The 13,350-nt window shown below is 54.1% G+C and carries 12 protein-coding genes; 7 read left to right on the top strand and 5 right to left on the bottom strand.

All coding sequences use genetic code 11. The features are described from left to right. Positions 1-101 precede the first annotated feature (101 nt). From XI05_RS20040 to XI05_RS20025, 4 genes are all read left to right on the top strand, one after another. Positions 102-1,751: a restriction endonuclease gene (locus tag XI05_RS20040; RefSeq protein WP_271504978.1), complete on the top strand. Its 1,650-nt coding sequence runs from the start codon at positions 102-104 to the stop codon at positions 1,749-1,751. A 34-nt stretch (positions 1,752-1,785) separates the two neighbouring features. Beyond that, entirely contained in the window at positions 1,786-2,478 is a 693-nt protein-coding gene (locus tag XI05_RS20035; RefSeq protein ID WP_271504975.1) for a hypothetical protein, read from the top strand. Between the two features lie 772 nt (positions 2,479-3,250). Continuing rightward, entirely contained in the window at positions 3,251-3,757 is a 507-nt protein-coding gene (locus XI05_RS20030) for a BglII/BstYI family type II restriction endonuclease (RefSeq protein WP_271504973.1), read from the top strand. A gap of 174 nt (positions 3,758-3,931) precedes the next feature. Next, positions 3,932-5,041, top strand: a complete 1,110-nt coding sequence (locus XI05_RS20025) for a hypothetical protein (RefSeq protein ID WP_271504972.1) — start codon at positions 3,932-3,934, stop codon at positions 5,039-5,041. Positions 5,042-5,341: 300 nt separating this feature from the next. Here the strand turns inward: XI05_RS20025 and XI05_RS20020 are convergent, their stop codons facing one another. After that, positions 5,342-5,623, bottom strand: a complete 282-nt coding sequence (locus XI05_RS20020) for a hypothetical protein (protein WP_271504970.1) — start codon at positions 5,621-5,623, stop codon at positions 5,342-5,344. An 11-nt stretch (positions 5,624-5,634) separates the two neighbouring features. After that, positions 5,635-6,450, bottom strand: coding sequence for a hypothetical protein (locus XI05_RS20015; RefSeq protein ID WP_271504968.1), 816 nt, complete (start codon positions 6,448-6,450; stop codon positions 5,635-5,637). 737 nt (positions 6,451-7,187) lie between these two features. Between XI05_RS20015 and XI05_RS20010 the strand changes: the two genes are divergently transcribed. Next, the gene (locus tag XI05_RS20010; RefSeq protein ID WP_271504966.1) at positions 7,188-7,697 is read left to right on the top strand and encodes a hypothetical protein; all 510 of its coding nucleotides are present in this window, start codon (positions 7,188-7,190) and stop codon (positions 7,695-7,697) included. Between the two features lie 572 nt (positions 7,698-8,269). On the opposite strand, the gene XI05_RS20005 is transcribed toward XI05_RS20010, so the two are convergent. From XI05_RS20005 to XI05_RS19995, 3 genes are all read right to left on the bottom strand, one after another. Beyond that, complete coding sequence (locus XI05_RS20005) at positions 8,270-8,578, bottom strand: hypothetical protein (protein ID WP_271504964.1); 309 nt, start codon at positions 8,576-8,578, stop codon at positions 8,270-8,272. A 217-nt stretch (positions 8,579-8,795) separates the two neighbouring features. After that, positions 8,796-10,142: a DUF3987 domain-containing protein gene (locus XI05_RS20000; RefSeq protein WP_271504962.1), complete on the bottom strand. Its 1,347-nt coding sequence runs from the start codon at positions 10,140-10,142 to the stop codon at positions 8,796-8,798. Positions 10,143-10,883: 741 nt separating this feature from the next. Further along, complete coding sequence (locus XI05_RS19995; RefSeq protein ID WP_271504961.1) at positions 10,884-11,099, bottom strand: hypothetical protein; 216 nt, start codon at positions 11,097-11,099, stop codon at positions 10,884-10,886. A gap of 432 nt (positions 11,100-11,531) precedes the next feature. Between XI05_RS19995 and XI05_RS19990 the strand changes: the two genes are divergently transcribed. Continuing rightward, positions 11,532-11,999 carry a hypothetical protein gene (locus tag XI05_RS19990; protein WP_271504958.1) on the top strand — a complete coding sequence of 156 codons (468 nt, stop codon included), beginning with the start codon at positions 11,532-11,534 and terminating at the stop codon, positions 11,997-11,999. A gap of 542 nt (positions 12,000-12,541) precedes the next feature. After that, positions 12,542-13,312, top strand: coding sequence for an alpha/beta fold hydrolase (locus XI05_RS19985; RefSeq protein WP_271504956.1), 771 nt, complete (start codon positions 12,542-12,544; stop codon positions 13,310-13,312). The last annotated feature ends 38 nt before the right edge of the window (positions 13,313-13,350 follow it).

Here is a 13,350-nt window from a genome sequence, read left to right as displayed (position 1 = left end):
CCGCTCTAGTTTCCCCGTTTGCGAATTGTAAAGCGACCTTTGTCCGGGTATCAGGTCCCGGCCAGCAATGCTAAGTTGCAGGGTTTGAGGGGCTTTTTTCTATGTACTCGATCACGGTTTGGCATGAAGCTTTGGGTAAATATCAGGTTGTCAGGGGGCGGACCCCGGCCGAAGCCCAATTGAAGGCTGACCTAAAGAAGTCAGCTTGGGATGCACAGTACTTAAAATCCGTGGCGCGCACCCAAAGGAGTAAGTCTGCGGCAGACAAGCGCGCTGAACGAGAGGCGTTGAAGGAAGAGGCGGCAGACCGGACTGAGGAGGCCGAGCAAGCAATCCAAGGGCTTGGGCAGGTGCTGCCTTTAATCGTCAACGCCTCGCCAGTCTTCGAAACGACCAAGCAGAAGATCACTGCACCCTTTGGCGAACGCCAGCCGCAGGCTCCCAGATACCTTGAATATCCAAGCGCACCGAAGCGAGAAGAGCCACAGCTTGGCATTCTCGACAAAATTTTTCCGCTCCTGCGGAAGAAGAAGATGGACCAGGCTGAGGGATTGTACCTCAAAGCTTATGGGCAGTGGTCGAACCAAACAGCCAGCATAAAGAAAGCCAACGACGACCTTTATCAGACTCAACAACGTTTGATGGCCGATTGGTCAGCCAAGAAGGCCGCTTGGGAAGAGAATCGGGAAATGGCAAATGCCGAGCTTGCCGCTTCCGTCGCAGGCTTGAAGAATGGCAATGCGGATAGCGTTTACTGGCTATTCGAGAACGTTTGGAATTTACTCCCAGTGCCGGACGATTTCCTGTCGGGCGAATACCAGCTACATTTCGATGAGGCCGCAAAGACACTGGTCATTGACCTCGACCTGCCAGAGTTCGAGAAGACTCCAAACATTAAGAGCTTTCGATACGTCGCTTCCAAGAATGAAATTGAAGAGGTCAAACATAAGGACAGCTTCGTTCAGAAAGTATATGACGAATTTGTCTATCAGCTAGCTCTTGCGGTGCCTCACGCGTTCTTCACTTGCGATACTGAGCAAGCTGTTCAAGCCATCGTGTTTAATGGTTGGGTTACGTACATCAATCGCGCAACGGGAAACCAGACGACCGCGTGCATCGTGTCGCTTCATACTGAGGCCAGCGAACTCTTGAAGATCAACCTTCGCGAAGTCGATGCGAAGACCTGCTTTCGCTCATTGAAGGGCGTCGCGAGTCCGCAAATTAGCTCCTTGACGCCTGTTAGGCCGATTATAAACATTGACCGATCTGATAAGCGCTTCGTCAATAGCCATGACGTTATGGGCGGAATGGAGTCTGGCGCAAATATAGCAGCAATCGGATGGGAAGAGTTTGAGCATTTGATTCGGCAGTTGTTCGAAAAGGAGTTCTCGGCGGGGGGTGGCGAGGTAAAGGTAACTCAAGCAAGCCGCGACGGCGGTGTTGACGCAATAGCGTTTGATCCCGACCCAATAAGAGGCGGCAAGATTGTAATTCAAGCGAAGCGTTACACAAACACAGTGGATGTTAGCGCTGTAAGAGATTTGTACGGCACCGTCCTTTCTGAAGGCGCGACAAAAGGAATAATCGTCACCACTTCGGGCTTCGGCCCCGATGCGCATCGATTTGCAAAAGGCAAGCCACTTACTTTACTAGACGGGAACAACCTTCTCTATTTGCTAGCCAAGCACGGCACCGTTGCGCGCATCGATCTGGCAGAAGCAAAAAAGCTCGGCAATTCCTTAGCGAGATAATGGCTGCCTGCGTCGCAGCGGGTGGGGGTCGGCCATGTTAGATGCCTATCTAAAAAGTAAAGTAAAGCTACCGACCCACTTTGAGGGCGCACGGCGGACCATTGAGGATCCGATCACGTCCACGCTCTTCACTCCGCTGAAGTTCATGTCTCCGCACGATGCCGGCAAGATACTTTCTTGGATCGTTGATCCCGCATCCACCTCTAATATTGAAGTAACCCGCATCGACTTTTGGCGGCGGTTTCGAGTTGATGAATGCGCCTTAAATGCGCATACCATTGAACCCGACCTGATTATCGACGGCCAGCTTGAGCAAGAGCCTGCGCGCTGGATTGTGGAAATAAAATGGGATGCCGATCTGCTGCGCTCCCAAATAGACGAGCAAGCCCGCCTCTGTGCAAGAAGTGGTGCCCGCAACTTCCATGTCTCGTTGGTGAAGACAGCCGAGCTGGACGCGTTTCAAGCTCCGAGCAGCACCATCATCCAATGGAACGAAGTACTTTCCACCCTTCGTAATGCTGGTGCGAGAGAAAAGGGGACAGGAGCGTGTGCGGTTTGGTGCGCCGATGCAATAGCCTTTCTCGAGAAGCTGGGCGTCGGCACCTTCAAAGGGTTCTCGCATGTTTGCTTAGAGAAGGTGAGTATTAGCCAGCCTTATCAGTTCTCGCGACGACAGTGGTCATTACCCGAGTTGATAGACGTGACCCCATCTAACTTTTCAATTTGAGGACGCCGATGTCTAATATTTACAACTCATTCTTAAACGTCGCTCGGGTAACTAGCGAACTATCTTCACTGCAACAAACGGCACGCGATCTGTTCAACGCGCCTGCAGGATTCGGCCTATCTTCTTTTCGGTGGGCGCCGCACGAAAGGCAAGCGGAACACGAATGGCTTACCGTTTGGGCGGCTATCGGCGCCACTGTTCTAGCTCACGGCCCTCGAAGCAACAAACCGATCGGCAGACTAACGGTTTGTATGGACCTTTTCCGAGAGACCGTGCCCACCACCACGCGCGTCGCGCTGCCACACGCAAAAGAAAGCTTTCTAACGATCGTATTTATCCCCGGAAGCAATGTAACTGATGAAACATATGACCCGCTTAGCTTGCAGTTCGACAGGAACGGTTGGCCTTTGTGGGCCGACAAATTTGTGGCGCATGAAGGGGGGGGAAATTGCTTCGGTACTTAGACGACACGAAAAGCGACTCATTGTCTTGGAGTAAATGCGCATGGCTATTTGCTGTCCCGCTAACGGCATTAGAGAATAGAGAGTGCTTTCGCAGAGAGGTCGTAATTCCGTTCTGGAATGTCCTGACAAATCAGCCAAGCGGCTCGATTTTTGCGCGCGACAGTGCCGCTCTAGTTTTTCCGCTATCTTCACTCACTACTTCATAGCTCGGAGTCTGACAGACAGAAAGGAAGATCAGGGACTAGATCCGTCCTTGTCGATCAAGCTCATTTTCCTCCATTAACTGCGATGACCCCTTAAGGCTTCATATGGACAAGATCAGGCTCGAACGATTCTCCTTCCGCTTCGCGGAGCAACTGCTCAACAGCAAACTCGCGGTGAAGCAGGAGATAGAAACGATTTTGACGAGCTGCGCGGTCCGTCTTGAAGAACTCTCTCGTCCAAGTTTCAACAAAACTCTTCGCCACGCATTTGTTTCGAAAGGGTGGACAGACCAGCCATATGTTTTCGCGGACGAAGACGAGCTAGGCGCCAAGATGGATTTCTTAAAGGACAGGGTTGGAATAGAGGTTGGCTTCGGACATGCAAGCTTTATCGGAATCGATTTGCTGAAATTTCAGGTCTCCTCTTATTCCGCGTTGGACCAGATCGATGTCGGCGTATACATTGCGACAACTAAGCGATTTCAGAAGCATCTAGCAACGCTTGGTCAGAATTGGGAAGGCAGCCTCACGTTTGAAAAGATCACGCGCTACTTGCCCCAGTTCAAGAGCGCCATACAGGTTCCGATCTACGTCCTTGGGATCGACGTTTAGATGAAGCGCGAGGCTGGCAGGCGCCTTAGCTGCTCCCAATAGGCGATTACCTAGACGGTTGCGAGGCCGCCTGGCTAACAAGCTAGCAGACCATCCCGAATTGCCGGAGAATGCCTGCGCTCATGGGGAAAAAGCACTTGATCACACCGGTAATCCAAAGAGGCGTCGCGAGACATGTTCAAGGTGGCGACCATAAGGCGGTTATCGATGGCGATATTTTCGTTAGCCACGGCAGGTGTTTCTGCAGAACCGATGAAATTTCAACCGGGCGGAAACGACACGCGCTGCCGAGAATGCGGCTTCATTCAGGCTTCAGGAAACATTGCAGATGATACGCCGCAAGCGTTTCAGCGCTTCCTTGATGCCGCGCCGAACTACGTTCCGAAGCGTATTCGACTAAACTCTCCGGGCGGCAGTCTGCAAGGCGGCATTAGATTAGGCGAATTATTCCGCGCTCGCGGCTTTACGACAGAGGTTGGCTCCGACAGAGTCGATCCCGAAGGGCATCCACATTTTGGCGGCCGCGCATCAGTGCGAACTCCCGGAGTTTGCGCATCGGCGTGCGCTTATGCGTTCCTGGGGGGCATCGAGCGCGTTCTTGATGACGGCTCAAAGCTAGGAGTCCACCGCTTCTATACTAAGAGTGCGCTAACTCAGCCCACGGAGAAGTTGTTTTCCGGCCGTGACCTTGACGATACGCAAAAAATTGCGGCTGCGCTCGTTTTGTATCTAGTAAACATGGGCATTGATGCGAGAGTGGTGGCCCTAGCCGCAACGGCCGGACCGGATGAAATATACTGGATCACGCCCGAAGAAGCCCGTGATCTTCGGGTAACATATGAGCCGCGAGGGTGGAAGCCGTGGCAGGTAGAGCCGTTTCGCGGAGGTGCAGTTGCTGTTTCCGAGACGAATGACGGGACCAAACGAATGGTCGCTTCGTGCACTCGTCGCCTTGGCCCACAAGTGGTTCTTACTAACGCTGATATGTCTTGGGATGTCGCCAACTGGTTTGAGCAGTGTCGAACGGGGTTGCTTGGCAGCGCCCATCCGGTATTTGGGACTGAAGTTGATCCTTCTCGCGTTCAGGTAAGCAAAAGAAAAGAAGGCGGCGCCTTCATTAGATTTCGTCTTCCTACAACCACGCCAAATTTGGCGTCCCCTGCGTTATTCAGCTTCCAATCGCCAGCTTATCCCTACGCATGCGGGTCTGATCAATATGAAGGAAGCAAAATCAATTTTGAACCCGCAGTTCGCTTGGCGTTCGGCAACTGCTTTCAAGATTGATCCTGTGGTAGGAGTGATGGTGCAGCCGACCCACGACTAACGGCTCGCGACGAAGCATTCCGCGCGGGCTTGCCATACAATCGAGGGGCTGGCGTTCTGACCTCCGAAAACGGTTTCACCGCGAGCCATAGTCAATGTCGGAACGTGCGTGCCTCATGGTGACGCCGCTATTGTGAAAACGGAGGCGAGCCCTTCGCGCACGCCTTAAGTCTCGAACTTCAACTGACGAAGCGACCCCGAGCATGCTCCGGGGGTGGCTCGGATGCCGGAGCCCTTCGGCTTAAGCGAGTTCCCGGCGGATCAGCACTCTTGAGCGTAGGCTAAATCGTCGCAAACATGTCCTCTGCAATAGTATATTAGTCGGACTCCGTTGATGCAGGCGCCGATCTGGCAGGGTTTGCCGTTCGTATCATCGCCCGCGCAATCTACAATCCGAGGATCGCGATTTCGCCGATGAGTGTTGCCGAGCAAATCCATCGGGAAGTCTGTACCCCTGCGAGCAGCAATCTCTTCGGCAGAAGCGCGCTTTAGACCGAGTTTTTCCGCTTCTTCGACACTTTGTGGAATGGCTGGATCACTCATTGCGCTTCTCCTTACCTTCGTTGCTGGCTCCGAATGGCGTTGGCGGTTGCCTGCCCGAATACGGCGGCCGCGTGAATGCTTTCTCCTTCGTCGCTCAGACGAACTATGGCGCGCTGTCGGTAACGCGACGGCCGTTCGAGGGGGGCAATCGTGATCGTTGCTGTATGTGTTTTTGTGCGAGACACGTTAAGAAAGGGACTCCCCGTACCGGCGGTCACATCTATGAATTCATATGTTGGCGTGGCACTTGCGCCATAGACGACTATGAAGCTGACCTTCCAGCTAAAGACGCTGAACGGCATTCTTGCGACACCTGGCGCTCCCGCTAAGTCAGCCTTGTTATTGATGAAGTCACCGATCTTCAGATTGCTCTTGATAAGAATAGCGTCTTCGGGCGTGCACGACTCTTCGCTCTGAGCTAACAGTTCGGCAAATGCGTAGGTAAATTCGATAGTCTCGTCGCGTGTCGCGTTGGACGACAGGTCGAGCCCTCCTCCGAACGTGAATTTGTTCAATCCGTACATCTGGGTAACAGACGCCCCGGGGAGTAAACTTCCCTTTTCGTCTGCAACGATGTTGAGGTTGACCTTCGCTCCCCAGTCGATCAGCCAATCAACATTTGGCCCGCCAAGCTTATTCCGTTGTGCCTTGATCGCACTGCGGACCCCCTCTCTTAACTCGCACTGAATCTGGCCTATGATGCGTCGTTCGTTGTGCCGCTGTTGCTCAGGTCTTTCGTAGAATTCGTTCATTTCTGGAACGACGGCGCCACATGCACCCAAGAGGAAGCAGCTTGCGGAGAAGCACAGCCTTGCAAATGCATTCATGACAATCCCCCGCTTCATTGTTGGGTTCGTCGGAGGTCGAGGCAATAGCTAGTAAGCGGCGCAAATAAACTTCCAAGCGACAGTGATCAATTTACCACAGCTTAAAGTAGATGGAACGGCTTGCTTCAGATGTCCCTCTCTGTGCGGTTTCAATTCTCGACGTTCAGCGCGCCCGAGCAACTTCAGAAGATCAGAGATCACTGATCGTTGGGAGAAGCTTATGGCCAAGAAGTAGACCGCCACCGGTCTTCCGACCGACCGAGCGGGGTGAATTCGCGAGCGAGCTTATTCGATGAGCACGTAGCAGGCCAACCGGTCAGCGGCTGGTTGATGGGCCGCTGAACATCCGTGCCATTGCGTCCAAATGCTGGGTAGCCTGAAACCGAGCGGTCTACCGCATCAAAGTATTGGCCTCATGATTTGCGTCGCCGTTGCCGGGTCCGCTGCGGTTCAACGTGCCGTCAACGAACGCGGCGATGAAGACCGTTCTAAAGCCGGTCAAGACCGGCCCGGTCCGCGAAGACCGGGGCTGGGCTTCGTACTGGCCGGAGGCGGTATATAGGGGGTGCGAAGCACATGAGTGCGAAGGGGTTCGAAGGCGCGCGAAGCGACGGTGCGAAGAGTAAGGATTGACCGCTTAGGTTTTAAATCTCTTTCAAGTCGGTTCTACATGTTGCAAACTGGGGACGCTCCAGCGTTTGGCTAAGGTTCAACCGTTTCGTCGGAGGGCCAGCGAAATGTCTTATGCATCATCCATCTTGAGTTATGGCGCTATTGGGTTGGGCTTTCTGCTTGCTTGGCTGGCGTATAGGCTCCTTCTGAAGGAGCAAGGGATGGTCAAGCCGCGATCGTCGATCCTAAGCTCGATCTATATGTTCGAGGGATTTGCCGTCGTCCTAGTAATTATCGGGGCGATCTTGGAGTATACGAATAATGTGGCAAAGGCGGGTGCATTTACCACATCGAGCGGGAATGCGGCCACGTTGACGCAGTACGTCTCCATTGCGGCGAGTCAAAATAGGGCTATTAAGGATGCGGCTTCGACCGTCGAAACCATTCTTAGGGACTTGGCCGCTCAGAACAGGTTGGCGGTGGAAGACAGTTGTCCGGGCGGACGTAATGGCGTTCCTTCCAATCACGCGGGCGAAATAACGTCGCTTAATACAAAGATTTCATCTGATGTGGCTGCGGTCAAAGGTACCTTGGGATCGGTGATCGCGCTTAAGCCTCCGCAAGTCACGCCGTAAAGTCTCTTAGGCCGGAGCAGCCCCGGAATGATCGAGAAAGCTTCCGGCATTCGTTGATGAGCCAAACCAGCGACGCGGCGCCCGTAATCAACGCGCACACCACCATGATTAGTTCCATGGTATCGTCACTTCGTCAGCACCATGTCCCGGCTTAAGGTGAATCCTTCTGCCATCGCACAGCGGTCCGGGGTGCCCAGGGCTCATGGGAGTGAGTATTTTCCCAGACCATCCAGATGTAGGTTCTTCTTTGTAAAAAAAGAGCTGTTCGCGTCGCTTCTTGTTGAAAGAACATACCTCACGACAATACGTTGAATCTGCGGCCTTCTCCGTGGTTTGCTTGCAATAATCCTGCTAACGCATCCGCAAACTGAAGCGCGACAAAAATGCCTTCAAAGCACGTCGCCCCTGGTTGGCGACGACCCTCATGCTATTGACCAAACGAATAGAAGCTCGGCACGCCAAGGGACCGGGGGACGAGGCTCCGCTTTCAGCCGGCCGATCGTGCCGTTCCGTGACTCTCCATTTTGTGGACGTGAATATGTGCTTTGGGGCCGGTGGATGCCTCTTGTTCCTCAGAGATCAACAGCCCCCCCGCCCATTGCTTCGCACCGCTTCCGGGCATACGCCCAGGCGTCATAATCGGCCTCTGGTGCATCTTTCGGTTCGATTGCTTGTATCCATGGATCGTCGCCGTGCGCGATGTAGCACTGCCACAAGTCGTCTGAGCTCATACCGGGTTCGAGGGCTTCGGATAGCCACTCGTCGATAATCGCCTTGCAAGCCGCCACTGCCTCTTCGGCAGTCTCGAACTCGCCGTGGCTGACGCGTTCGGACTCGTCTTGGAGGCGGAAGTTATCGTCGATCAGGACGGTGTAAGACACCCTTTGGCCTTCGTTGGTTCTTTCGTCGGTTCGGCTCAGAACAAGCCAATGACGGACATAGAACGGTCGGCCGTCTTGGAGACGAAAGAAGCGAGAAAGAAGAAAAGACGCTACTTATATAGGTGTTCTGGGACCAAGTTTCATCGGGATCAGGCCGGATGAAAGTGCGACGAAACCCGATAAAAAGGGGCGTTAGCCTAGTTTAGCTCCGATAAAACTATGTTTCGTCGGGAATATAGTAAAGTCGGTGCTTCGGTCGGCCTCCCGTTCCGAACGTGATTTCAGATTTAATGCGGCCGCTGAGGGTGAGGTCGTCGATAATTTCCAAGCGCTTGCGCTTGTCGATATTTCTGAAACGGTCAGCCACGACCCCGCCCGTGATCCCCTCCTTGCCAGCCTTCTTTATGAGCGCCAGAATGCGGTTGACGTTGGCCTCGCGCTCGTTGTCCGCGATCTTGTCACGCGCTTCCCGGACCATATCGAACGCCGAATAACACGCTAGATCGGCTCCCCATTCCATGTTTTCTCCCGAGATGACGGGAGCTGTGGGATTTTCGGAGATGGCAGCAAGGAGCGCCAGCTTGATAGCGTGCTCGGCCGTCCTGTTCAGGAACGGAAGACTCCTTGAGTCAGCATTTTCTTCCTGCCCTTCGATATAGTCGTTGAGCTCAGCTAGCACCAAATCAGCTTCGGCGCTGAAAGGCACTGTCGTCGCTTTACATTCGTTACTCCCGCCTTGCCCGAGCACACGGCTGAAACTTCCGGTACTACGACCAAGGGAGACCAGAGACTGGCACCCTTCGATCAGATCGGAAGGGATATCGGAAACGCTCGATTTTGGCTTCAAACGGGGTGGCTTGGGCCCATCAATGGCGCAAAGCAGAAAGCGCGGCAGCAAGCCATCCGACATATTCAAGGTACCGAGAGATTGCCAAAAATCATCTTGAGTCGAAGTGCCGCAGATGCATAGATTTGGATTGTAAATGCGCTGAGCTTTCGATCCTGCATATTCTGCGCCCTCGAAATAGGTCGAAGCGCTCGAAAACAATTCCAGCATATCGTTCTTAATCAGCGAGTTGTGCAGTCCCGCCTTCCGATCTGTGATTTGACGCATCATCCCGCCAAACTCATCGATCATGCAGAAGAGCGACGGCTTGTCGATCAACGCGTTTCGGAGCGCGCTGGCGGACATAAAGCGCGAAGGGCCGCTGAAACTGTCGAGTCCAGCCGCCGTAATGAGCCTCTTCAATTGAGCCCTGGCATGATCCTTTCCGAAACCGGAAGGCGCAAGAGCGACAACATAAAAATTGGTGCGCAAGTCGGTCGGACTTGCGAAGCGCCGCCCGGTTAGTGCACCAAGAAATGCAATCACGGCAGCGAGTGCCAGGACGCGCGAGGGCCGGGGTGACGACGACACGATCCAGTCAATCAGGCGCTCGATAAGGCCGCCCGGCTCGTATGTTAGCTCTTCCAGAGTTTTATTAGACCACCTAGAAAGTTTGGGATCATCTTCAGTGGCGAGACGTTCGAGGTCAATTCGGTCCTGATCCAGGGTGCGAAGCATCTATGTGTCAATCATTCAAGGGGTGGGATATCTGGCCCAGTGCGGCGGCATGTTGGCGTGATGACCGGGATCAAACCACGTCATCCGCTCTACATATTTCGCGCACCTGATATCTTCACATTGCACAGCCGGAAGTTCTCGAAGAATCGCGGTTCGCTCGGTTCGCCACGATAGCCGCCAATAGACCAATCCCTGTCTGTCTGCTTTGAGCCATGAGAGTGGCGATGACCAAATCGGCGTAAGTTGTAGCACCCCATTGGCGTCTCGAATTGGATCGCCAAGAAAGTTTAGCCGGCGGCAAACCCTACACCCGTGAAATTTGGCGCTCGGGTGTGCTCGCAAGAAACGTATCAGTTCAATCAAAACTCCGTCACGAAAAACCGGAATATGAAATGCTCTCACGCAGCCCACCGCTAGACATTCATCAGGATCGATTAGGAATTTGACACTGCCATCCGGTTGCCGAACAAAGCCTGACGTACACTCTGTCACGTCTTGGATCGCGGATTCGGGCACGCCTTGGCTTATCAACCAATCTCGGCTTTCTTCGGCCAAGGTGGCTTTTTCTGAATATTCTTTCTCAACCTCGGCAGGCTGAGGCATCAAAGGATCGACTCCAGTATCAAGCTGCATTGATCACTCATGTTAGTCTCGATCAAGCCGAGCAACTGCACGTTGGGCCAGGTACAGCGGCGGACACGCTTTTACCGGGTTAACGCTTTGCGTATTTCGGGTTCTGAGTCAGCCATCCGACATTGCGGGCGGTTGGATGAAGCCTTTGTCGATGATGATCGCGACACTGTTTGCAGTTGGTTTCGGGCCATGGAAACTAGCGCACACCAATTCGTGCATTCTACGCATTTCGATTTTCCCAGGGGAAACCTCCAGCGCTACGCATAGATAGCCATCTTCGTCGTGAACGATGCATTCTTCTCCGTCTTCTAACGACTCGATCATTTCCAACCCTTCCAGCCTTTCTTAGCTCGCAAGCTCCATTGCGCCATGGGCTATTCGCGTGCACCATCGTTGCTTCGCTCATTTCGACAAGTCACTGACGTAGTGATGAGTGACGACCCCCACCGTTGAAAACACATAAGGGGAGTAAGCCGGGCAGCCGAACGCCAAGCTGATAATCGACCTCTAAGTGTTTTCGAATCGCCTCTTCGTTGAAGTTGCATTGCCGACTTCCGCCAAGTTCGTCGTTGTCTCCTCCCCATTGCGACAATAGGCTGAGGATTGTTATTTAGCGAAGCCAAGCCGGTTAGTCTGGACACTTTTTGAGTGACCGCCGCGATGACCACACGACGCTCAAATTGCGTTAGAGGAAGAGAGGCATCATCTCGTATGAACATACACCTAAGCAAGGAAGACAACGACTTGATGTGGGATTTGACCAAGGTCGCGTTAGATACGCTAAGGCTGGACCGCAGATCCCAGGCGAAACGCATTTGGAATAATGTCTTATCTTTCGCCAAACGAGAGCTTGAGCGGGACGATGAAGACGGCCCCATCGAGGTCGTCGTTCGCGTGCGCATAAGGCGGCAACGCCACAAGCAACGGGACCGATCTGTTTTTGATTCGGTAGCAAATCTCGCCAATCGAAAGGTGGATTTGAATTTAGCATCGGAAATAGCGGCACGGACGGGATGGGTGCTCGTCAAAGTAGCTGAAATCAAAACTTTTCGTTTCGTTGACCGAACTCAGATGGTGGTCTTCGAATGCAGCGAAGGCGTAAGATTCCCGTATGAGAGCGCTTACGACGTTGTGGCCGCCGAGAGGAATATGACCGCGCGTAACGTGAAGCGGATTTACTTAGCCGCGCGGGGAAAAAGAGGACTGCAAAAGCAGAGCGCTTGACACTCCGAGGTGCCGATGTGAATAGCACCCTCACGGACGGTTCATCTATTCCGGTGGGGGCACAAGAACCAGCGAAGCCCCAAGAGCTGCTTTTTCAGTTACGCATAAAACTTGTCACACCACCGTCACACCCCCGCTGCGCGGCAGCGGGTTGCGGCCGAGAGCCCTTTGCTGTACTATTGATTTTGCAGCGGTTTTTTGTGTTGCTGGATAGAGCGTTGCCCTCCGAAGGCAAAGGTCACACGTTCGAATCGTGTCGGGTGCGCCAGCTCAGGATTTTGCGCGAGGCCGTGCGAGTCTCCTAACAGCGCGATGCGATTGGGATGGGTCGTCATCGCGCTTAGATGGTTGTTTGGACATCGTCTTTTCGGAAAACCGCTGCACACTTTCCGGATCATGCGCCAGGACGCGCTCGAAGATTGGCCATACGCGATTGCAAGGAGCCGTTTGAGCGTTAACGCCAGCGATCGGCGGTCGCGCCGCCCCCTTATCCGCATCATTGCCCGAGAAGCCTGGAATGCCGGTGGATACGGAGATGTCCAATGAAGCTCGCGCGTGAAGGCATCAAACTGTCGTTCGACATCGCTGGGAAGGGGTCGCCTCAGTTCCTGTTCGTCCACGGCCTTGGCGGGGATCGCACCCACTTTGCGCCACAGCTGGAGTACTTCGGTCGGCAAGGTCGCGCATTGAATGCCGAACTGCGAGGACACGGTGAGAGCGACAAGCCGCACCAGGACTACTCGATCGAAGGCTTCGCCGAGGATCTCGTCTGGCTGTGTGCCCGGCAAGAGATAACGAAGCCGGTCATCGTGGGCCAAAGCATGGGCGGCAACATGGCACTCGAAATTGCGGCCCGTTACCCGGATTTTCCTGCCGGGCTGGTGCTGCTCGATTCCGGCGTGCTCTTCCCTGCCGCGGCGGGAGCAGTGTTCACCAGCTACCTGGAGGGCCTGCAGGGGCCGAACTTTGCGGACGAGGTACGAAAAATCGTGGCGGACTCCTGTCTGCCGACCGACAGCTGCCATGCCCATGTCGAGCAGACCTTCCTGGCGACGCCACAGCACGTGCTGGTGTCGACGTTCAAGAGTCTGTTTCCCTGGGATGTGCATCGGGCGGGTCAGTGCGCCCAAGCGTGCCGCGTCCCGGTGCTGTATGTCGAGGCCGCTCATCGGCTCGCGGATCTCGACCGCTTCGCGGCACTATGCCCGCAACTGGTTACGGCCAAGGCCGTTGGCTCCGGGCATTTCTTGTCGCTCGAGGTGCCGGAGCAGATCAACGCCATGATCGATCGATTCATCTCGCTTTACGTGTGAAGGCCCCAATGAACTTCGCATGAGCGTGACCTGTGCCA

The sequence above is a fragment of the Bradyrhizobium sp. CCBAU 11357 genome (assembly GCF_028128865.1).
GTDB lineage: Bacteria > Pseudomonadota > Alphaproteobacteria > Rhizobiales > Xanthobacteraceae > Bradyrhizobium.
The sequence above is the reverse complement of the archived record's forward strand: the minus strand, read 5'-3'. Positions and strand labels throughout refer to the sequence as shown.

What these genes read in the sequence shown, in the direction of transcription:
- XI05_RS20010 (WP_271504966.1), top strand. Translation starts at nt 7,188, where the DNA reads ATGTCTTATGCATCATCCATCTTGAGTTATGGCGCTATTGGGTTGGGC.
- XI05_RS20020 (WP_271504970.1), bottom strand. Translation starts at nt 5,623, where the DNA reads ATGAGTGATCCAGCCATTCCACAAAGTGTCGAAGAAGCGGAAAAACTC.
- XI05_RS19985 (WP_271504956.1), top strand. Translation starts at nt 12,542, where the DNA reads ATGAAGCTCGCGCGTGAAGGCATCAAACTGTCGTTCGACATCGCTGGG.
- XI05_RS20030 (WP_271504973.1), top strand. Translation starts at nt 3,251, where the DNA reads ATGGACAAGATCAGGCTCGAACGATTCTCCTTCCGCTTCGCGGAGCAA.
- XI05_RS19995 (WP_271504961.1), bottom strand. Translation starts at nt 11,099, where the DNA reads ATGATCGAGTCGTTAGAAGACGGAGAAGAATGCATCGTTCACGACGAA.
- XI05_RS20035 (WP_271504975.1), top strand. Translation starts at nt 1,786, where the DNA reads ATGTTAGATGCCTATCTAAAAAGTAAAGTAAAGCTACCGACCCACTTT.
- XI05_RS20015 (WP_271504968.1), bottom strand. Translation starts at nt 6,450, where the DNA reads ATGAATGCATTTGCAAGGCTGTGCTTCTCCGCAAGCTGCTTCCTCTTG.
- XI05_RS20000 (WP_271504962.1), bottom strand. Translation starts at nt 10,142, where the DNA reads ATGCTTCGCACCCTGGATCAGGACCGAATTGACCTCGAACGTCTCGCC.
- XI05_RS20040 (WP_271504978.1), top strand. Translation starts at nt 102, where the DNA reads ATGTACTCGATCACGGTTTGGCATGAAGCTTTGGGTAAATATCAGGTT.
- XI05_RS20025 (WP_271504972.1), top strand. Translation starts at nt 3,932, where the DNA reads ATGTTCAAGGTGGCGACCATAAGGCGGTTATCGATGGCGATATTTTCG.